We start from the raw sequence: 19,243 nt of genomic DNA on the forward strand, positions 1-19,243 counted from the left end.
GGATACCATGGACATTGTTTCATTCAGCAAAGCTGCCAAGGTAGAACGTGAAGTCAAACAAGCCAGAGATTCCTTTGCCACGCTTGATGGAAGGCTGGACGCAGTGTCCACTGGCAATGTTGTTTCGGTGAGATTAAAGACGGAGCTGCCGACCATAGGTGAAGCAGGAAGATTATATCTGGTACGCCAGGACTCAAGCAATCAGAATACCTCAACAACGTATACATACAGTGGTGGGGAATATGTGAAGGTTGGCGGTGACCGAGTTTCTAATCATATCGATAACGGAGCCGTGAATATCAATGGTACCAAAACGTTGATATACTCCCACCCCGACACACACAGTGCGGATATTTTGATAGATGGAAACACGAAAGTAGTTATGACCCCACAAGAGCGTGAGAAGCTGTTCAATGTAGAGAGTGAAGCGAATCATTATATTCATCCCGATACACATAGCGCAGATATGATCATCGATGGCGCAACCCATGTGAGCATGACTGTATCCGAGCGCAAACGCTTGAGTGTGATGGACCCTTGGGATGCAATCAGTGATTTGGTGGATTATACAGACGTAGTTACTTATTTTGCTTTTGATATGGAAGGCCGGGTCATTCGACAAGTCGTCACAGACAATTACACGGAGCAGGTAGTCACAGAGTCATTGCTGACCATGCCGATTTCGACAGATGGGTATGTGCAAAATGATTCGTTCTTGGTGATTTCCATTGGTGAAGTCCATCGGTTTGATGGAAAAGCATTCGTGCAGCTGCCGACCTTGGTCGATGTTATATATCAATATGATGATGAGGGAAAACTGGAATCAAAGTCCATCACCAGAATGGCAGTCACCCCAATTCAAATTAATTTCAAATACATCTATGACTCTCTGGGCAATCGTATAGCGGTTAAGAAATATTAAGGGATAGCTTATGCTGTCCTTTTTTTGTTTGAAAAAGAGAATTCCGACTGAACAGGATTTAACATCCTGACGATGAGGACGTATAGAGAGAATAGTGAAGGTATGAAGGCTAACACTTGAATTTTATTTTTTATTTCCTAGTACGTTAGAACACTATTTTTGCCCAGGAGGTATTATTAGATGAATATTGGACTCACCGCTCATTTCTATTTCAAGGGAAGTGGCAAAAAGAAAACAGTAACATGGATTGAGGATAATCCCAGGCTGCAACAGAAAGAGAAGGATTCCGATAAAGTTGTTCGCGAGATTCCTTTAACTGCTGATGAGGTCAAACAAGAGTATCGCAGGCTTTTTACCAAACATAAAAATGAGGGAAAGTCGATCACTTTGGAAGATACAGATCAGATTGTGCACATCATTGATCTCACCGATGTTCGTAATATAGAGCTTACTTCGAAGGAGGAGAACACCGATGCTGTACAGACTGACCTTTGCGCTGAATAATGAGGAAATTGTCACAATGGAGATGACCACGGAGAAGGACGATCTAGTTGGTGCAACGGAAGAGGCTTTCGATGTGATTGAGAGGGAGTATGGTGCCACTGTGGTTTTGAATCTGGTAGCGTTCAGTCTGCTCAAAGTTGATGTACCCAATGAACAACAAAGTTAAAAATAGCTAATTAAAAGAAACTGTTTAGTTCTCAGCGTAAAGTTCTGCTTTATTTGCATAATTGTAAACCATAGTAAAACCAGTGATATACCCCAAGCCTACTTCTGGGGTCTATTCCTTTTTCTGAAAAGATACCGGGAACTTTAGTCCATAAACGCATTGAAACTTGTCTTGTATAAGGAGTTTTGATTAAATTAGGTTTGATTATTGTATTCAGGGCAATAGGAGGAAAAAGGATGATTGTAGGGAGGGATGTGAACATTGAGATAAAAGACTTGGAAAGAGAACTCGCGAAAATGGCATCAAGAATAAGAAAAGATTTTACTGAACGCGGGCCAGTAGATACCAGAGTCGTCATCATGAATCATTTTATCATCCTGAAGTTTACAGCAAAATTCACCAAACCTGAAGCGTTCATGCTTGAACACATGCAATCGCATTCCAGTCAGATCTTTGCCGAATACAAGCTGAAGCTTGCACAAATGATGAGAGAAGATTTCAGTCCTGTTTTCTCCTATATTCACCTGGGTTTAAAAATTGAAGATATTGAAACCATGTTCTTTGGTACTGATTTTGCTGAACAGGTGACCGTCTTTAAAATGAACAAGGATATTGAGGGGCTGCTAAAAAATGATGCCATAAACATGCCTTAAGACCTAATAAATTTCGTTTTGTTATTGGATAGGTTCTTCGGAACTAATTTTAATGTTGACAATATCCTACATATTTCCTTATACTACCCTTATGGCGATCAGATAGAATTAATAATCTTGACGAAGCCTGTAACTGTATTAGAGAGCTTCAAGACCATATCTTCGGTAATTGGAACGAAATAGATGTCAGACCAAGACCGACACATTCCACCATTTTGGTATTTTCCTAGTGGTGCGCTCTGTGTTGGTCTTTTTGTTTGCAAAAAACGGGCTTTACGTTTCGTAGTTGGCTTCGTATATAGTGGGTAAAAGGTGTATAGACGAAGCTGATAAAAATATGTTGCGAACATTAGTTCGTATTTGTTATTCTGAATGTAATAGGTTGGAAAATTGACACTGAACAAATTTTCTTTGCTTTATTTTGAAAGTTAGGATTCAATCTTGTTGTTGTGGATATCGGAATGGGGAGGTGAATCATTTACGAAATTTTTATGCATTGCAAAAGACTTATCTAGCTTTAAGCTTCGCCTGAAGAAGATGTTTCATATTTACGAAGAAGTGATACCACTACATATTAGATATGGTTTTTTTGGATATCGGCAAGTCATTTATAAAGTTTGGTTATGGTGAGAGATGCTAGATTGTGAGTGAAAGAATTGATGATAATTATAACTATAGGAATACAAGTTAAAGTTTAACTAAACAACTAAATAATCATTGGGGGAAAATGATAATGTCTGCTACGACTGCTATGGGGTTTGATGATTTATTTGAAATTGGGGATATAGATACGTTCTTGAACAAAGCACAGGAAAAATGTCGCCATAAGCTTAGAGGCAAAACGTTTGCAGGGATGGAAAAAGAGGATGTAACGCAGGAGATCATGATTAAGTTATATAACGCGCTGGACAAGTATGATGCTGAAAAAGCAAAAATGTCGACGTTTGTTGATCACTTGATCGAGAATAAAATCAAGGATATGTATCGCAAATGCATGTCTGAGAAAAACCTCAGTGTCGTTAACGCTGTCCAGCTTGTGTGTACTGATCTTGGCTCCAGTGATGAAAGTGAGGGAACAGATACAGCGCTAACACTTGGGCACGCCGGGTTTGCTTTTGAGAATTTTGAATTCGTGACCGACATCATGGAGAATATGAAGCTTAATGAGCGGGAGAAAGAGATTTTTAAACTTCGAACCTCGGGGTACGAGTTTGTAGAAATTGCAGCAATGTTAGGTGTATCCAAGGCACGCATATCACAGTTGTGGAAAGCGATTCGTGAGAAATACGAAGCTCTGTAGTATCAAATTAAATGGCAATTAATAGCCGAAGCTTGTTGCAGATTGATCATCAAAACGATACATATCATTAAAAGCACCCTTAACGGGGTGCTTTTTTATGTCGTATAGAGTAATTGATCGATTGAATAATGGAGGGTGGAAGAAAAATATGCTCAGTGTTGTTGTGTTGGGATTTACGTTGGAAAGTCTGTCGGCATTTCCTGATATTGCTTGGGCCCACCATGATTCGTCTACCGCTTCCGACCTAAGTAACCGGGAGTATGCGTTGATTATTGAGAAGGTTGTCTTTCAAGCAGATGCGTTGCTAGTTAATCTTGATGTGGAAAAGCTGACTCCTACTGAGGTAGTGATCTTACATCATGCGTATATGCAAAATAAACCGATTATGGGTGTAGGACTTAGGGTATGGGAGCCTGTGATTGAGGAAATGTTGTCCAAGCGAATGAATGACCTAAATCGGGCAGTTGTTCATATTCGAACGTATTATACGCTCATTAGTGGTGCCCCAGATATTTCTCCTGTATTAAAACGTTAACTGTCAATGATACAACGCGTATAGAGCAATTGAAGAGCTGAAAAGCCAGACTCAAGATATTTTGAATATATGGAGGAATGACCGTATGACACAAATGATAAAAGCAAAAGACGATACATTAACCGAAGAGTTGGTTGCAGGTCTAGTTGGAAAATGCGTTCACGCACCAACAAATATGCATGAGATTCAAACGCCCACAGGCGCAACAACAAAAGTCAATGTTTGGTTTGCGGGTACTGTAGCTGGCTATGAAAAAGCAGTTATTGGATTCAACTATGAAGCGGACGAATTTCACGAGAAACCGCAAACCTACTACAACGTCCATTTAACAGATGGTATGGGATATATTCTCACAAGTGCATTTGAACTGGAGATATATGAGTTGACTCAAGAGGAATTTGCTCAGTTGATCGAGGAGAAAAAGAAAGAAGAGAACACCGAGAACATCAACCAATCCCTTTCCGATGTGCTGAGCAATAAAGAAACAAACGAAGAATTAAATCCCGAGCTTCTTATCGGTAATGAATAAATGAACATGAAAAATTATGCCGTAGATATTGCTGTAAAGATGTTTTTATCCCCATCACCCCTGGATCTAGAGGAACAGATCAACACCTGGATGAATGTCAAACCAAATGTATTGGTTGTTGGGTTGGATGTTACTTCCGCCTACGATCCAGCAAACAGCAGGTTAGAATATACAGCAATCTTGGCATATCAAACCAGTGAACGAGATGAGCCTTAATAGGAAAAAGGAGACCTATAAACTTGCAACAACAGACCTATAAATTATTGGGGTACAAGTTCGTGCAAGCAGGCATAAACTACGGTTTCCTTCTATTATATAAGGTTCAACCTAAGGAGGTGAGCAATCCCGTTGGTTATATTTGAAAAAATCGGGATGATCATTACGGTGGTACTGGCATCTATAACGTTATATGGCGGGCTGATTGCACCAACGGCTTCTAATTCAATTGGAGAACAACATACAAAACATGCCCTCAAAGTGAAATCAGATCCGGATTCTACGTCTCATAAAGAAATGGTAGATATGTTGGAGCAATATATTGAATCGTATCAAGAGAAGATGGTAAGCCAGGCTAAATTGTTGAAGTATGTGAAGTGGGTAGATCAATATATTGAAGGCTCCAATATAGACTCTCTGTGGATATTCGCCATGATGTGGCAGGAGAGCCGCTTAATAGAGGATAGCACATCAAATCATGGAGCCATCGGGCTCCTTCAAATACTGCCGAGTACGGCCAAAACGTTTGGTGTTACAGGCAGTGACTTATACAAGCCTGAAGTTAACATCAAAACCAGCATTAAATATATGGAATATCTGTTGGGGAAATATGATGGAAACCTTCGTACAGCAACGATTGCGTACAATCAAGGGGAAGGAAATGTCGATAAGGGTAAGGCTCGCCCCTGGTATTTTAACCAAGTGAAGAAACACCATAGCAAGATGATTCAGATGTTAAGAAAAATTAAGAAAGAACGTTAGGATTGTTGGTGAACTTCCACAACATTTACATAGGGAGATCTAGATGGATAAATTTTCAGAACATATTAACATGAATTTGAAGTTGGACAAGAAATTTTACTCTATGGACCTTGTAGGAAATATTGAACGATGTCAAGTCGATGAACATTTTCTAGGAGATAGCATCTTGGTTAACGAGAACTTGATTTGGCATTCCGTACATAAATACATTGGAAAACCGGAAGTCATTATCAAAAATCATTGTGTGGAAAAAGACGATATTCTTCAATTGGGTCGCCTTGGTTTCATTAAAGCGGTCAAAGCATTTGACACGGGGCGTGGTGTGAAATTTAGTTCGTTTGCGGTTACTGCCATTGTAAGGGAAATCCGATGTTTTCTGAGAGATAGCGCAAGCATCATTCGACCCACTCGTACAGCTACTGAATTAATTAACCGAATCAATCGGCTGGAGCATGATATGGGGTATCTCCCGACAGCTCATGAAATCGCCTTGTTGCTCGACGAAGAAGAGGAGAAAATCAACAAGGCGCTTCAAGTGGGCAAGGGAGTCAAATACCTGGATGAGCCTGTCGGAGCAGATGATCAGCAAGCTCAAGCAGTTACGTTGATGGATACCATCTATAGTGGGGGAAACATTGAGGATGGAGTGGTAGACCGAATTTATGTTGACGCCGTTATTGACTCAGTGAAGCGCAAGTTAAGCGAGAAGGAAGTCACTGTCCTGAAACATCGGGTAGACGGCTTTAATCAAACACAAACAGCGGAGATGGAAGACATTAGCCAGATGAGAGTCTCCAGAATTATGCGAAAAGTGGCCAAGATGCTGGATAATAACTAATTTTAATCACGCCTGGCAACTCCTCTTTAAGACTACAAAATCCCTTCCGCAGCGCATATGCGAAAGGGATTTTTGCTGTTTTCTAACACTGGGACATACTTCGGGTTGTCCAGACATAAGCTAGTACAAGATTCCAAGCGACCCGGAGGAATGAATCGATGCGAAAAATAATGAAATTTATGGCATGTATGCTGGTACCCTTGTTCCTGTTTCCCTCATTTGGGCTTGCTGAAGCCCAGGGAACAATACCTGGCCCTTCAACCCATGCGCAAAGCGCTGCTCTCATTGACGTGACATCGGGCCGAATATTGTACAGCAAAGATGGGGATAAGGAACTCCGAATTGCCAGCTTGACCAAAATCATGACGGCAATTGTAGCGATTGAACACGGTAAACTGGATGACAAAGTAAAAGTGACTTCCTCGGCGTTTGCCAAAGAAGGATCATCCATCTATCTCAAGCTGGGTGAAGAAATGACGCTGGAAAACATGCTGTATGGGCTAATGCTGCGATCAGGCAACGATGCGGCCTCGGCAATTGCTGAACATGTCGGTGGATCTGAAGAAGGATTTGTCCTGTTAATGAACAAAAAGGCAGAGCAAATTGGTTTGACCCATTCTCATTTTATGAATCCTCACGGACTTGACGCCGATGGACATTATTCCACTGCCAATGATCTGGCACGGTTAACCGCGTATGCGCTCAAGAATCCGGTATTCAAACGTATTGTAGCGACAGAGAACAAGTCTGCCCCCAATCCAAATGAGAGCTGGGATTACTCCTGGCAAAACAAAAATAAAATGCTGCGACTGTACGAGGGAGCCGATGGCGTAAAGACAGGATATACCAAGAAGGCATTTCGCTGTCTGGTCAGCTCTGCTACTCGCAATGGTCAACAACTTGCTGGGGTAACCCTGAACGACGGCGATGACTGGAATGATCATGCGCGTATGCTGGATTTCGGCTTTGAAAATTTCCCTTTGGTGGAAATTGCAAAAAAAGAACAGCCTGTACAGAACACGGATGTGGTTACAGGCCGCGGGTTCACTTATCCTCTGGCGAAGAGTGAGACATCCTCATTGACGAAAAAGCTGATTTTACTCGAAAGCCGTGTCCAAAAGAGTACAGAGGGTGATGCAAAATCGACAGATCCTTCTTTTGGCTTGGCAGGTCGAATTGATATGCAACTTGATGGGAAGCTGGTGGGTTCAATTCCTGTGTATCGCAAAGGTAGTTATATTCCGCCGGAGCCGAAAACTGAGGATGCAACTCTGGGGGGAATCGGTGAAATTTCTAATTGGGCTTCCGCATGGCGTGCAGTATTAAGTCATCTGTTATCTCCATAATGAGGGGAGGGTTATCCTTTGATCAATTTAATCTGGCTTCTCATGATTGTAACCGGCTTTGCTTTTGCAGCAGCGCAGGGCAAAATTGAAGTCGTAACCCAGGCGGCTTTTGATGGAGCAGCAACGGGGGTAACGGTATGTTTTGGACTGATCAGTGTGCTCGTATTCTGGATGGGTATGATGAAAATGGCTGAGGATGCCGGGCTGCTGGGCCGGATTGCGAAGCTCCTGGGTCCGGTTGTCGGCTTTTTGTTTCCTGATGTTCCACGGAACCATCCTGCTATGGGCTACATTTTATCCAACATGAGTGCCAATCTGCTTGGCCTCGGGAATGCGGCTACCCCAATGGGGATTAAAGCGATGCAGCAACTGCAAGAGCTGAATCCGGATAAACAGACGGCGTCCCCTGCCATGTGCACCTTGCTGGCCCTGAATACGGCGAGCATCACCATTATTCCGACAACTCTGATAGCCATTCGACTTAATTATCATTCTGCGAATGCCACGGAAATTGTAGGCACAACGCTAATGGCAACCATAGTTGCGACATTTGCAGCTATCGCAGCAGATCGCTGGTACCGAAACAGGTCGCTTCACAGGCCGCCACGTGTACATAAAAGTGACAATCCCGGTATGAAAGGATGAGTAGCGTTGTTAACCTTCATCAACTGGATTTCCGTCTGGGCCATTCCGGTTATTATCGCGTTTGTTCCATTATATGCGTTTACCAAAAAGGTCCCGGTCTACGAATCCTTTGTTGATGGGGCCAAAGATGGATTCTCTACGGCAATCAGCATTATTCCCCATCTGGTAGGCATGATGGTAGCGATCAGTGTTTTCCGGGCTTCAGGTGCACTGGATTATGTGATCAGTCTGATCGCCCCACTCGTGTCCTGGATGGGAGTTCCGGGAGAAGTATTACCGCTTGGCATTTTGCGTCCCTTGACCGGGACAGGCTCGCTCGCCTTTACGACAGATCTGATCAAAACCTATGGTCCCGACTCTATGATTGGCCGCATGGCTTCTACGATTCAAGGGAGTACGGATACAACTCTGTATGTTTTGACTGTTTATTTTGGAGCCGTAGGTATACGTAATGGCCGCTATGCTCTCAAAGTCGGGTTGTTTTCCGATGTGGTTGGTTTTATTGCTGCCTTGGTCATTTGTTTAATCGTTTTTGGATAAAAAATAAGTCCTCTCCTTCCGATATACTAGTTATGCTAGAATAATAGCGGAGGAGAGTGAGGATCATGCAGAAGAGTTGGAAACGAATGCTCCGCATTGGAATGTTAAGTGTGGTTGCCATTGCACTGATTGCAGGACAAACAGGTTTTGCGGCGGCTCAAGCCGTCAATACGATTCAATTTACGGGTTACTTTGATAAACAGTTGCGTGCTCAGCTGGCCGTTTTAGCGGATTCTTTTCCAGTTGTGAACGTACGCTTGGTCAAAAAGGCTGAACCCGATACGGTATATTATGATGTGGGTACCTCAATACTGATCTCCAAGGATGAAGTGCTTACCAACTATCATGTCGTTCAGGATTTTGCTGAATTGTCTGATGGGGATAAAGGCACATTGACTGTAGCGAGCCCAGGTAAGCTGGACAAGCCAGTGAAAGCCAAAATCATCAAAACAGATCCGGTGACGGATATGGCATTGCTGAAGCTGGACAAAGAAATCGATGCACAACCAGTGACGTTTGCTAATGCGAGAGATAATCAAATTGTGTATACTATCGGATTTCCTAAAAATTCAGCTGGGGAACTTGTACTATTGGACGACGATTTTCCTACAACTTACAATACGATAGCCAAGAGCCGAGTATTTAATTCACAGGATACGGACGTTCCAGGCAAGAAGGGTATTGGCAGTATCGTAAAATCAGTGGCACAAGGCAATTCAGGTGGCCCTGTTCTGGATCAGAATAATCGGGTTATTGGCATGATGACCTTTGTATACGGTGGACGCACTTATTTTATTACTTCAAAAACGCTGCAATCCTTCATTAAAGACAGTTCAACCCCCGCCAAAAAACCAGTTGCTGTTAACGGTAAAGTAGCCAGCTAACCTTATTCAATGTTCAGTGGTTACATACGGTTCAAATTGAACGGCTCACCTTATGCTCCTGCTGCAAATAGGCAGTGAGAGGGTGAGCTTTTTTGGCATAAATTCATAGCTAAAAACAGCTCAAAAGGCGTTTTCAACTCCCGCGTTTACAAAATCGATGGATTATCCTTGTGATTTCCTGCCCTGATGGGTATCATTAGTGTGAGGTGACATGACAAACATGGAAAGATTACAAAAAATTATCGCACAGGCAGGCATTGCATCCCGCCGCAAGAGCGAGGAACTGATCCTGTCCGGCAAAGTTGAAGTTAACGGGGAGGTCGTAACCGAACTGGGTACGAAAGCAAACCCCGAAGAGGATATGATTACGGTTAATGGTAAACCGATCCGCAGTGAAAAGAAAGTGTACATGATGTTGAACAAACCGAAAGGTGTTATCACAAGTGCTTCAGACCCGGAAGGTCGGAAAATTGTATCCGACTATCTTAAAGGTGTCAAAGAACGTGTGTATCCTGTTGGTCGTTTGGATTATGACACAGAAGGCTTGCTGATTCTGACCAATGATGGGGAATTTGCTCATTTGTTGACCCATCCAAAGCATCACGTACCGAAAACGTACCTGGCGACTGTTAAAGGGGTCCCTCATGGTACTGCTCTGGAAAAATTAAAGACAGGCATTATGCTGGATGACGGTATGACAGCTCCTGCAGAGGTTGAGTACAAGGATGTTGACACCGCAGGAAATGAAGCTGTAATCTCCATCACCATTTACGAAGGGCGTAACCGTCAGGTTAGACGTATGTTCGAGGCGATTAACCATCCGGTAACACGTCTGAAGCGGATCTCGTTTGGTGGTATTTTGCTGCAAAACCTGAAACGGGGGCTGACACGCAATTTGACCAAAGAAGAAGTCAACAACCTGATTACGCTCGCAAAATCAGAACCCGCCAAAAAAATGAAAAAAAGGTAATGTGAGGACACATAATTTTCATAAAAGCGCCGCAGATTTGTGACGAAATTCGCTATAATTGTTCATAGGATGTTCACAGAGTTGTCCGAGAACGTAATATGCGAAAGCTAGTCACTTAAAAGGGGAGCAGCACATGGGCAAATCAAGAAGAGCGGTGCAAATCGTCATTTTGTTATTGATCCTGGTGTTGGGCGGATACGCGATTACTACATCCGTATCCGGCTCGAATGGCAAGCCAAAAGAAGGGGACAAGGCTCCTTCTTTTGAACTGCTGGGCCTGGATGGACAAGTTCATACGTCTGAGGAATACAAAGGTAAAGCCATGGTAATCAACTTCTGGGGAACATGGTGTGAGCCTTGTGTCAAAGAGATGCCTGCACTTCAAGCGCAAGCGGACAAATGGAAGGACCAGGGTGTTCAATTTGTTGGTATCAATGTTGGGGAAGACCAGATGACCGTGGAAAATTTTGTGCAGCAGGTGGGCGTTACGTTTCCGATTATGCTCGACCGTGACAAAAACTCGATTCGGGATTTTGGCATATCACCGATGCCAACGACATTTTTTGTCTCCGACACGGGTGAAATCTCCACCATTCATATCGGTCAACTAGACTTGGACACACTTGACGCTCAAATTTCACAACTGGCGAAACAGCCCTGACAGGAGGTCTAGTCGTGTTCCAAAATACGAAGTGTGAGTGCGGACACCAGAATCCGGTGGGCACTGTACTATGTGAAGCATGCGGCAAGCCGCTGCTGGAGGCCGAGGTCAAATCGGATGAAGTATTGGAAATGCGTTATGATGGCATGGCACGCCGTTCGCAGCGTATGAATCCTAAAATTATTGACCGCATATGGAACTTTTTCTCCTCGGTCAAAATTGCGGTTTACATGATTGTGTTTACGCTTGTAGGTTCCATGCTGGGCACGATCTATCCACAAGAAAGTACGTTTCTGAATATTGATCCATCCGTATATTACAAGGACACATACGGTCAGTTGGGTCATATCTATTATCTGCTGGGTCTGTCCCATACATACGAATCCTGGTGGTTTATTTTGCTACTGGTGCTGATCGGTGCCTCACTGGTCATATGCAGTCTTGACCGGGTACTTCCACTATACAAAGCGCTGAACAAACAGAAAATACGTAAACACATGCAGTTTCTTACACGCCAGCGTCTGGTATACCAAGGCTCCATAGATGAGGCATCAGAAGACTGGATTAAGAAAGCGGTTACTCCGCTTAAAAAGAAAGGTTATCGTGTGCACACCGAGGGTACGGCATTACTGGCTGAGAAACAGCGATTCAGCCGCTGGGGGCCTTATGTCCTTCATATCGGATTGATTATCTTTCTGTTGGCTGTTCTTGTTCGCGGAATTCCTGGTCTGAATCTGGATGAGCATGTTGCTTTTCCCGAAGGGGAGATCAAAAAAATCCCGAACACGTCCATGTATTTGAAGAATGAACAGTTTAATGTTGAATTTTACAGTGAAGATGAAGTCCCGGAACAATTTCGGAATCTGAATAAAACCGTTCCAAAACTGTTTGTAACCAAAGTGGTATTGTATGAATGTACAGCAGTTTGTTCGGATCCTTCAAAGAAACCTCAGTTGTCCGAGGTGGCCCGACATGATGTTCGAGTGAACCATCCACTGAATTACAACGGATTGAAAGCATATCAGTTTGATTATGATCTGACGCCAACGATTCGCTCAGTAACGCCTGATCTGGTCAATGCCCAGACGGGTGAGAAGTACGGAGCAATCCAAATTGCCATGATGGATACGCAGCGAACGTTTGAAGCAGGCCCCTATAGTTTGACTGTAAAAGAGAAATATATGGATTTTGGATTGGATGAAAATGGAGAGCCCAAATCAAAGTCTCCTTCGCCTAATGCGCCTGCCTTTCTATTTAACATCAAGGGGCCCGATTTACCCAAAGAGGGAATGCAGTACTTGTATTTTGCGAAGCAGGTGGATAAGCAGCGTTTTCAACAGGATGCAATTAACAAACAGCTAAATGGAGGAGAAATTCCTTTGCAGCTGGAGGTCGACAGCATGGACAAGGTTGATATCATTCAATCCGTAAGTTACCTCAATATACGTATTGATAAGGCTATGCCTTTTGTATGGGTTGGGGCAGGAATCGTCATGTTGGGTCTGGTTATGGGCTTTTACTGGCATCACCGTCGTATTTGGATTCGGATTGATGATAGACAGCTTACCCTAGGCGGCCATACCAACAAAAACTGGTTTGGATTCAGGCGTGAAGTTGCAGCTGTGTTAAAACAGTTGAATGTGGAAGTGGATGAGAAGTCGTTGGATAACGGGGGGAACCAAGCATGAGTTTATTGGATTTCAGCAGCGACGCATTTATCGTATCTTTTTTTCTATATTGTGCTGCATTTATGTTATATGGCGTTGCCGTCATGGGCAAGAAATGGAGTAATCGCGACCCGCAAGCTCATGTAGATCGATGGGGAAAGCGAGCCTTTATTGCATCAACTGTAGCACTAGCTGCACATCTTATCTTTTTTGGTACACGCTGGGCAGGGGCAGGACATATTCCGGTAAGTAATATGTATGAATTTATGAGCTTTCTATCCATGATGATTATGGTGGCATTTATCGTAGTCTATGCAATCTATCGCAAGTCATTGCTGGGACTGTTCGCATTGCCCCTAACCATCCTTATTATGGCCTATGCAGCCGTATTTCCTCAGGAAGTACAGCCGCTAATTCCTGCTTTGCAGTCGATATGGCTCAAGATTCACGTGACGTTGGCAGCGCTTGGAGAGGCATTCTTCGCCGTTGGCTTTGCGGCAGGATTCATGTACTTGTTACGCACGGTCGATTTCAGTGGCAAGGACAAGTCCTCCAGACGCCAGCGTGGGTGGGTTGAGTTTACATTAATTACGATCGTTGTTGTTGTCGGGTTTATCGGGTCTGTATTTGCTTTCCGTGCATCCGGATATGAGGCGGTTTTTGTTAAGCAGACCACTAGCATTGACACAGAGGTACAGGAAAATAGTACAATAGAGAAAGTGATTTATCGCATGCCTCCTATATTTGCACCTTATGATAGCGAAGTGGAGAGCATAAAACCGTTTCTTGGCATGAAGGAACCTTTGCTTGAGACGCCTTCCTGGATGAACGGAGTTAATGCTGGACGTAAACTGAATACGGTAGTCTGGTCGTTGATTGTAGGGCTACTCCTGTATGGACTTATTCGTTTAATTGTAAGAAGACCGCTTGGACAAGCTCTGCAACCGATGCTGGATGGTATTGATGAAGATGATCTGGATGAGATTAGTTATCGTGCAATTGCTATCGGATTCCCTATATTTACATTGGGAGCATTAATTTTCGCCATGATTTGGGCCCAGATTGCCTGGAGCCGCTTCTGGGGATGGGACCCCAAAGAGGTGTGGGCACTGATAACATGGTTATATTACAGTGTGTACCTGCATTTGCGTTTGTCCAGAGGCTGGCAGGGCCGCAAGTCTGCCTGGCTTGCAGTACTTGGATTTTTGGTCGTTATGTTTACGCTCGTTGGTGTGAATTTGATCATTGCCGGGTTGCATTCCTACGCAGGGGCAGACTAGGATAGGTCGTTTCGTTTTGTAAAGTTCCGGAGAGAAGTCCATGAAACATATATGTAAGCCCCTGCTTCAATAGGGGCTTTCAAATATTGTTCGCCAGATCGAACATAATAGAAGTGATGAGGAGTTATTGTAAAGGGGCTGGAGTGGAATGGCTGAACATGAGAACCGTATACTGGTCGTGGATGACGAGGAGAGAATCCGCCGACTTTTGAAAATGTATCTCGAAAAAGAAGGTTATGAAATTGATGAAGCAGAAGACGGGGAAACTGCGCTGCGAAAAGCAACTGCAGGTGACTATGGTCTGATTTTGCTTGATGTGATGTTGCCGGGCATGGACGGCGTTGAAGTATGTACTCGTCTGCGTCAGGTAAAATCAACCCCGGTGTTGATGCTTACTGCAAAAGGCGAAGAAATTAATCGTGTTCAGGGCTTCGAAGTGGGAGCTGATGACTATGTTGTTAAACCGTTCAGTCCACGTGAAGTGATTTATCGGGTTAAGGCGATTCTGCGTCGTTCTTCTGCGACAGCCTATCTGTCCAAAGAGAGTAATTCAAGCAACAATATTGTGTTTCCTCATTTGGTCATCGAACATGATGCTCACCGTGTAACCGCAGGAGGGGAAGAGATCAGTTTAACACCGAAAGAATATGAACTGTTGCATTATCTCGCGACATCTCCAGATAAAGTTTTCTCCAGAGAAGAGCTGCTGAAGGATGTATGGAACTATGAATTCTTTGGTGATCTTCGTACGGTGGATACACATGTGAAGCGACTTCGCGAGAAGTTAAACAAGGTGTCGCCAGAATCAGCGGCGATGATTACGACGGTTTGGGGTGTGGGTTATAAACTGGAAGTACCGAAGTAGTTTTAGTTTCTGGAGATCGCTGGTCGGGAAGTTATGGATTACGATTATTTGCCTCGTGGGCTGTGTACTCATAGCATTGGGTCTTTTTTTGCTGCCGTATATTGATACGAATTTTGCGGAGTCTGAGTCGAGAGATATCAAACGTTTGTTCACGTATGTTTGTATTATCGGCTTCAGCTTGACGACCTTTTTTGCGCTGTTTCTTTTTACGAAAATTACGCAGCCGATGCAGCAGTTAATTCAGGCAGCCAATGCGATTCGGAAAGGAAACTACGGTACGCGTCTCTCTCTTGTAACGAGCGATGAGATTGGAGAATTAGGTAATACATTTAACCATATGGCTGCACAGCTGGAAGATAACATTCGCAACCTTAACCATGAGAAAGAACATTTGGCGAGCGTACTTCGAAGCATGACCGATGCGGTAGTTACTTTCGACGGGGAGGGCAAGGTTATTTTAACGAACCCCCCTGGAGAGAAAATCATGCAGGCTTGGTGTGATTTGGACTGGGCACAGATGGGCGAGGGACAGGATTCGGAGAATTCTGTGAGTTCTTCTCGAGAGGTGCCGGAACCGCTCGTTCCTTTGTTCAAAATGGTGATGGAGCAAGGTGGCGATCAGAACTCTAACGTGCATGTTCAACAGGGAGTCTGGTCTGTTCAGATGGCACCTTTATACGCAGATAGTGTCGTACGGGGCGCTGTAGCTGTGCTTCGTGATGTAACAGAAGAAGTACGACTAGAGAAGATGCGCCGTGATTTTGTTGCAAACGTATCTCACGAGATACGTACTCCGCTATCCATGATGCAAGGGTATAGTGAAGCTCTTTTGGATGGGATGGCGGCTTCTCCGGAAGAAAGTGAAGAGTTGATTCAAGTAATTCATGATGAGTCCTTGCGTATGGGCCGATTGGTTAAAGATCTTCTTGATCTTGCTCGAATGGAAGCGGGTCATACGGATATGGCCGTGAAGGAAGTGGATCTGGTTGAACTACTGGAACGAGTGTACAGAAAGTTCTCGGTACGTTCCAAAGAACAGGGGATCCATCTTCGGTTTGAGTGCAGACAGACTTTCATTGAACTTCACCAGGCAGATGAGGATCGTCTTGAACAGGTATTTACCAATTTACTAGATAATGCGTTTCGTCACACCCCATCAGGCAAAAATGTTCTTATCTCGGCAGAATTGTTAACGGATACTCGAACACCTGTAGCTAAAGTGATTGTAAAAGATGAGGGCGTAGGCATACCTTCTTCTGATTTACCATTCATCTTTGAACGTTTTTACAAAGCAGATAAGGCTCGGGTACGGGGTGAAAGTGTCGGTACGGGACTTGGGCTCGCAATTGTAAAAAATATTGTGGATGCCCATCACGGCACCATTATCGTTAATAGTGTACTTGGCGAAGGTACAGAGTTTATTTTACAATTTCCTGTGGATTCTTCGAAATAGCCCGATTTCATACAAAAAGTGCGAAAGCATCCTCATGCTGAGGGTGCTTTTTTGTTGAACACTACCGTTTAATCTTGTTCAACGTGGAACAGTATGTTCGCTTTTTTTATCTCAAAAAATGTGTCCAAGATAATTTTGCCTCTTATTAAACATAAGCTTGAAAAGCGAAGTAGTTAAAGGAGGAGTGGATTAGGCATGCCTGATGAAAGAAAAAGGGTGAATATAAAAGCTTTTCTAGAAGGAAGATCATTTCGAGCAGGATCGCCGTTTATTCCCATAACATCGAGTGAAGTGGAGCAGTTGGAATCCATATTGAAAGCACTGGCCGTGACTATTCCTGCAGCTGTCAGTCAGCCTACAGCGTCTAATATTCTCGCATTGCAAAACAGTTTACGGAGCTTGCTGACCTTTGTTAATACCTCTAGTTTTCGAGCTGGGGTGAAAGCGGAGTTGCAATCCGTACTGGAACTAACCATAGCAGGTTCTGAAGTTGTACCTGTAGCCGTCATCAATCTGGCTGGTAACTTGCAAAATTTGCTCGATGATTTATTAAGTGTAACGTTGCTTCTGGAAGTTCCGCCTGCAGAAAAAGATAAACTGGTTGGGGTGATTCGGTCTATATCCGTATCATTGAGTCGTGCCACCAGTTCGTTTGGAACCCTTGGGACCCCAGGCCCACCAGGTCTCCCCGGAGTTCCAGGGGTTCCAGGCGTACCGGGCGTGCCAGGTCCTGCCGGGCCAAGAGGAGCCGCAGGAGCTGTAGGGCCAGTAGGTCCTGTAGGTCCTGTAGGTCCTGTAGGACCTGTAGGACCCCAAGGCGTACCAGGTCCACAGGGGTTACCTGGAGTTGGACTGAATGATATTTTCGTTTTTGATCCAGCTCAGGCACCTGGCTTTGTGGAAGGTCAAGTGGTGTCATATAGTGGCAGTCTTTATGTTGTTAATGCGAATGGGCCCACGGGTATACCCGGAAGTTCTCCGGATTACACGTTGTTTTTGTCAGGTGGAACCACTGGAGCAACAGGGGGAGGTTTAACGGGCTCGGTTCCGTTTGATCCGACGCTTGCAGCAGCTTATCCGGCAGGACAAATTGTAACACTCGGTGGAAGTACCTACATTGCTAATGTGGCGTCACCAACGGGAAACCCAGGTAGTTCACCAGATTATACTTTACTAGCAGCGGCCGGAGCTACTGGAGCTACCGGGGCTACAGGTGTGGGACTCAGTGGCTCTTTACCGTTTGACCCTGCAGTAGCACCAACGTATCCAGCGGGTCAGATCGTAACATTTGACGGCAGCACCTATATTACTAGTGTGGCTTCACCAACGGGAACACCTGGAACATCACCAGATTATACATTGATTGCAGGGGCAGGAGCTACCGGTACAACCGGAGCAACAGGCGTAGGCTTGAATGGAGCAGTTCCGTTTGACCCAGCAGTGGCCCCAACGTTCCCGGCCGGTCAAGTTGTAACTTTTGATGGCAGTACCTATATTACAAATGTGGCATCGCCGACGGGAACGCCGGGAACATCACCGGATTATACATTAATTGCAGGTGCAGGTCCTGCTGGACCTACGGGTGTAACGGGGGCGACTGGAGTAGGGCTGAGCGGGATTGTTCCATTCGATCCGGCAGTAGCGCCAACGTATCCAGCGGGTCAGGTGGTTACTTTTGATGGCAGTACGTATATTGCAAACGTGGCATCGCCAACAGGCACGCCGGGAACCTCACCGGATTACACGTTGCTAGCCGGCGCAGGAGCCACCGGTGCGACTGGAGCAACGAGAGTAGGAGTAACCGGGGAAACAGGGGATGCAGGTCCAACGGGAGCTACCGGAGTAGGGCTGAGCGGGATCGTTCCATTCGATCCGGTAGTAGCGCCAACATATCCAGCGGGTCAAGTGGTAACGTTTGATGGCAGTACGTATATTGCAAACGTGGCATCGCCAGCAGGTACGCCGGGCACATCCCCGGATTACACGTTGCTAGCCGGCGCAGGAGCCACCGGTGCGACTGGAGCAACGGGAGCAACGGGAGTAGGAGTAACCGGCGCAACAGGGGATGTAGGTCCAACGGGAGCTACCGGAGTAGGTTTGAGCGGGATCGTTCCATTCGATCCGGCAGTAGCGCCAACGTATCCAGCGGGTCAAGTGGTAACGTTTGACGGCAGTACGTATATTGCAAACGTGGCATCGCCAACAGGCACGCCGGGCACCTCCCCGGATTACACGTTGCTGGCTGGCGCAGGAGCCACCGGTGCGACAGGTGCAACGGGAGTAGGATTAACGGGTAGTACTGGTGATACGGGGGTAACCGGGTCGACTGGAGTTACGGGAGACACAGGAGCAACTGGAATTACCGGAGCTACTGGCGTTAGTGTAACGGGAAGCACAGGGGCAACAGGTGATCCCGGAGTCACCGGAGCGACTGGAATTACCGGAGCTACTGGCGTTAGTGTAACGGGAAGCACAGGGGCAACAGGTGATCCCGGAGTCACCGGAGC

At 45.0% G+C, this 19,243-nt stretch carries 21 protein-coding genes; all 21 read left to right on the forward strand.

What is annotated here, in order from left to right; all coding sequences use genetic code 11:
- The first annotated feature begins 7 nt into the window (after window positions 1-7).
- Window positions 8-922, forward strand: a complete 915-nt coding sequence (locus tag QP794_RS20850; RefSeq protein ID WP_285078694.1) for a hypothetical protein — start codon at window positions 8-10, stop codon at window positions 920-922.
- A gap of 180 nt (window positions 923-1,102) precedes the next feature.
- Window positions 1,103-1,426 carry a hypothetical protein gene (locus QP794_RS20855; RefSeq protein ID WP_053784487.1) on the forward strand — a complete coding sequence of 108 codons (324 nt, stop codon included), beginning with the start codon at window positions 1,103-1,105 and terminating at the stop codon, window positions 1,424-1,426.
- Window positions 1,395-1,592, forward strand: a complete 198-nt coding sequence (locus QP794_RS20860) for a hypothetical protein (RefSeq protein WP_024634039.1) — start codon at window positions 1,395-1,397, stop codon at window positions 1,590-1,592. Before QP794_RS20855 ends, QP794_RS20860 begins: the two co-directional genes overlap by 32 nt.
- A 185-nt stretch (window positions 1,593-1,777) precedes the next feature.
- Window positions 1,778-2,245 carry a Na-translocating system protein MpsC family protein gene (locus tag QP794_RS20865; RefSeq protein WP_152532778.1) on the forward strand — a complete coding sequence of 156 codons (468 nt, stop codon included), beginning with the start codon at window positions 1,778-1,780 and terminating at the stop codon, window positions 2,243-2,245.
- A 733-nt stretch (window positions 2,246-2,978) separates the two neighbouring features.
- Complete coding sequence (locus QP794_RS20870) at window positions 2,979-3,545, forward strand: sigma-70 family RNA polymerase sigma factor (RefSeq protein WP_179282955.1); 567 nt, start codon at window positions 2,979-2,981, stop codon at window positions 3,543-3,545.
- Between the two features lie 97 nt (window positions 3,546-3,642).
- Window positions 3,643-4,080 (forward strand): hypothetical protein, encoded by a 438-nt coding sequence (locus QP794_RS20875; RefSeq protein ID WP_285078695.1) that lies wholly within the window; start codon window positions 3,643-3,645, stop codon window positions 4,078-4,080.
- 85 nt (window positions 4,081-4,165) lie between these two features.
- Complete coding sequence (locus tag QP794_RS20880) at window positions 4,166-4,609, forward strand: hypothetical protein (protein ID WP_285078696.1); 444 nt, start codon at window positions 4,166-4,168, stop codon at window positions 4,607-4,609.
- The gene (locus QP794_RS20885; RefSeq protein WP_285078697.1) at window positions 4,610-4,825 is read left to right on the forward strand and encodes a hypothetical protein; all 216 of its coding nucleotides are present in this window, start codon (window positions 4,610-4,612) and stop codon (window positions 4,823-4,825) included.
- 132 nt (window positions 4,826-4,957) lie between these two features.
- Window positions 4,958-5,587, forward strand: a complete 630-nt coding sequence (locus QP794_RS20890; RefSeq protein WP_285078698.1) for a lytic transglycosylase domain-containing protein — start codon at window positions 4,958-4,960, stop codon at window positions 5,585-5,587.
- Between the two features lie 166 nt (window positions 5,588-5,753).
- Window positions 5,754-6,425 carry a sigma-70 family RNA polymerase sigma factor gene (locus QP794_RS20895; RefSeq protein ID WP_285078699.1) on the forward strand — a complete coding sequence of 224 codons (672 nt, stop codon included), beginning with the start codon at window positions 5,754-5,756 and terminating at the stop codon, window positions 6,423-6,425.
- Window positions 6,426-6,583: 158 nt separating this feature from the next.
- A complete protein-coding gene (locus QP794_RS20900) occupies window positions 6,584-7,771 on the forward strand; it encodes a D-alanyl-D-alanine carboxypeptidase family protein (protein ID WP_285078700.1) in 1,188 nt (395 codons plus the stop codon).
- 18 nt (window positions 7,772-7,789) lie between these two features.
- Window positions 7,790-8,416, forward strand: a complete 627-nt coding sequence (locus tag QP794_RS20905) for a nucleoside recognition domain-containing protein (protein WP_285078701.1) — start codon at window positions 7,790-7,792, stop codon at window positions 8,414-8,416.
- A gap of 6 nt (window positions 8,417-8,422) precedes the next feature.
- Window positions 8,423-8,956, forward strand: coding sequence for a spore maturation protein (locus QP794_RS20910; RefSeq protein ID WP_024634049.1), 534 nt, complete (start codon window positions 8,423-8,425; stop codon window positions 8,954-8,956).
- Between the two features lie 65 nt (window positions 8,957-9,021).
- Window positions 9,022-9,840, forward strand: coding sequence for a S1 family peptidase (locus QP794_RS20915; RefSeq protein WP_285078702.1), 819 nt, complete (start codon window positions 9,022-9,024; stop codon window positions 9,838-9,840).
- Window positions 9,841-10,060: 220 nt separating this feature from the next.
- A complete protein-coding gene (locus tag QP794_RS20920) occupies window positions 10,061-10,810 on the forward strand; it encodes a pseudouridine synthase (protein ID WP_024634051.1) in 750 nt (249 codons plus the stop codon).
- Window positions 10,811-10,943: 133 nt separating this feature from the next.
- Window positions 10,944-11,471 carry a redoxin domain-containing protein gene (locus tag QP794_RS20925; protein ID WP_285078703.1) on the forward strand — a complete coding sequence of 176 codons (528 nt, stop codon included), beginning with the start codon at window positions 10,944-10,946 and terminating at the stop codon, window positions 11,469-11,471.
- Between the two features lie 14 nt (window positions 11,472-11,485).
- The gene (gene resB / locus QP794_RS20930; RefSeq protein ID WP_285078704.1) at window positions 11,486-13,159 is read left to right on the forward strand and encodes a cytochrome c biogenesis protein ResB; all 1,674 of its coding nucleotides are present in this window, start codon (window positions 11,486-11,488) and stop codon (window positions 13,157-13,159) included.
- Window positions 13,156-14,418, forward strand: coding sequence for a cytochrome c biogenesis protein CcsA (ccsA, locus tag QP794_RS20935; protein ID WP_024634054.1), 1,263 nt, complete (start codon window positions 13,156-13,158; stop codon window positions 14,416-14,418). The genes resB and ccsA overlap by 4 nt, the downstream gene beginning before the upstream one ends.
- Before the next feature lie 148 nt (window positions 14,419-14,566).
- Window positions 14,567-15,283: a response regulator transcription factor gene (locus QP794_RS20940; protein ID WP_017687664.1), complete on the forward strand. Its 717-nt coding sequence runs from the start codon at window positions 14,567-14,569 to the stop codon at window positions 15,281-15,283.
- A gap of 55 nt (window positions 15,284-15,338) precedes the next feature.
- The gene (locus tag QP794_RS20945; protein ID WP_024634055.1) at window positions 15,339-16,736 is read left to right on the forward strand and encodes an ATP-binding protein; all 1,398 of its coding nucleotides are present in this window, start codon (window positions 15,339-15,341) and stop codon (window positions 16,734-16,736) included.
- A 216-nt stretch (window positions 16,737-16,952) separates the two neighbouring features.
- A partial coding sequence (locus tag QP794_RS20950; protein WP_285078705.1) for a collagen-like repeat preface domain-containing protein occupies window positions 16,953-19,243 on the forward strand: 2,291 nt, incomplete at its 3' end.

This window comes from Paenibacillus sp. UMB7766-LJ446 (assembly GCF_030226665.1).
Lineage (GTDB): Bacteria > Bacillota > Bacilli > Paenibacillales > Paenibacillaceae > Paenibacillus > Paenibacillus vandeheii.

Bases quoted from the DNA above. Each gene is read 5' to 3' on its own strand.
- QP794_RS20885 (WP_285078697.1), top strand. From the start codon at position 4,610: ATGAACATGAAAAATTATGCCGTAGATATTGCTGTAAAGATGTTTTTA.
- QP794_RS20920 (WP_024634051.1), top strand. From the start codon at position 10,061: ATGGAAAGATTACAAAAAATTATCGCACAGGCAGGCATTGCATCCCGC.
- QP794_RS20855 (WP_053784487.1), top strand. From the start codon at position 1,103: ATGAATATTGGACTCACCGCTCATTTCTATTTCAAGGGAAGTGGCAAA.
- QP794_RS20875 (WP_285078695.1), top strand. From the start codon at position 3,643: ATGTCGTATAGAGTAATTGATCGATTGAATAATGGAGGGTGGAAGAAA.
- QP794_RS20870 (WP_179282955.1), top strand. From the start codon at position 2,979: ATGTCTGCTACGACTGCTATGGGGTTTGATGATTTATTTGAAATTGGG.
- QP794_RS20860 (WP_024634039.1), top strand. From the start codon at position 1,395: ATGCTGTACAGACTGACCTTTGCGCTGAATAATGAGGAAATTGTCACA.
- QP794_RS20880 (WP_285078696.1), top strand. From the start codon at position 4,166: ATGACACAAATGATAAAAGCAAAAGACGATACATTAACCGAAGAGTTG.
- QP794_RS20915 (WP_285078702.1), top strand. From the start codon at position 9,022: ATGCAGAAGAGTTGGAAACGAATGCTCCGCATTGGAATGTTAAGTGTG.
- QP794_RS20850 (WP_285078694.1), top strand. From the start codon at position 8: ATGGACATTGTTTCATTCAGCAAAGCTGCCAAGGTAGAACGTGAAGTC.
- QP794_RS20900 (WP_285078700.1), top strand. From the start codon at position 6,584: ATGCGAAAAATAATGAAATTTATGGCATGTATGCTGGTACCCTTGTTC.
- QP794_RS20925 (WP_285078703.1), top strand. From the start codon at position 10,944: ATGGGCAAATCAAGAAGAGCGGTGCAAATCGTCATTTTGTTATTGATC.
- ccsA (WP_024634054.1), top strand. From the start codon at position 13,156: ATGAGTTTATTGGATTTCAGCAGCGACGCATTTATCGTATCTTTTTTT.
- QP794_RS20940 (WP_017687664.1), top strand. From the start codon at position 14,567: ATGGCTGAACATGAGAACCGTATACTGGTCGTGGATGACGAGGAGAGA.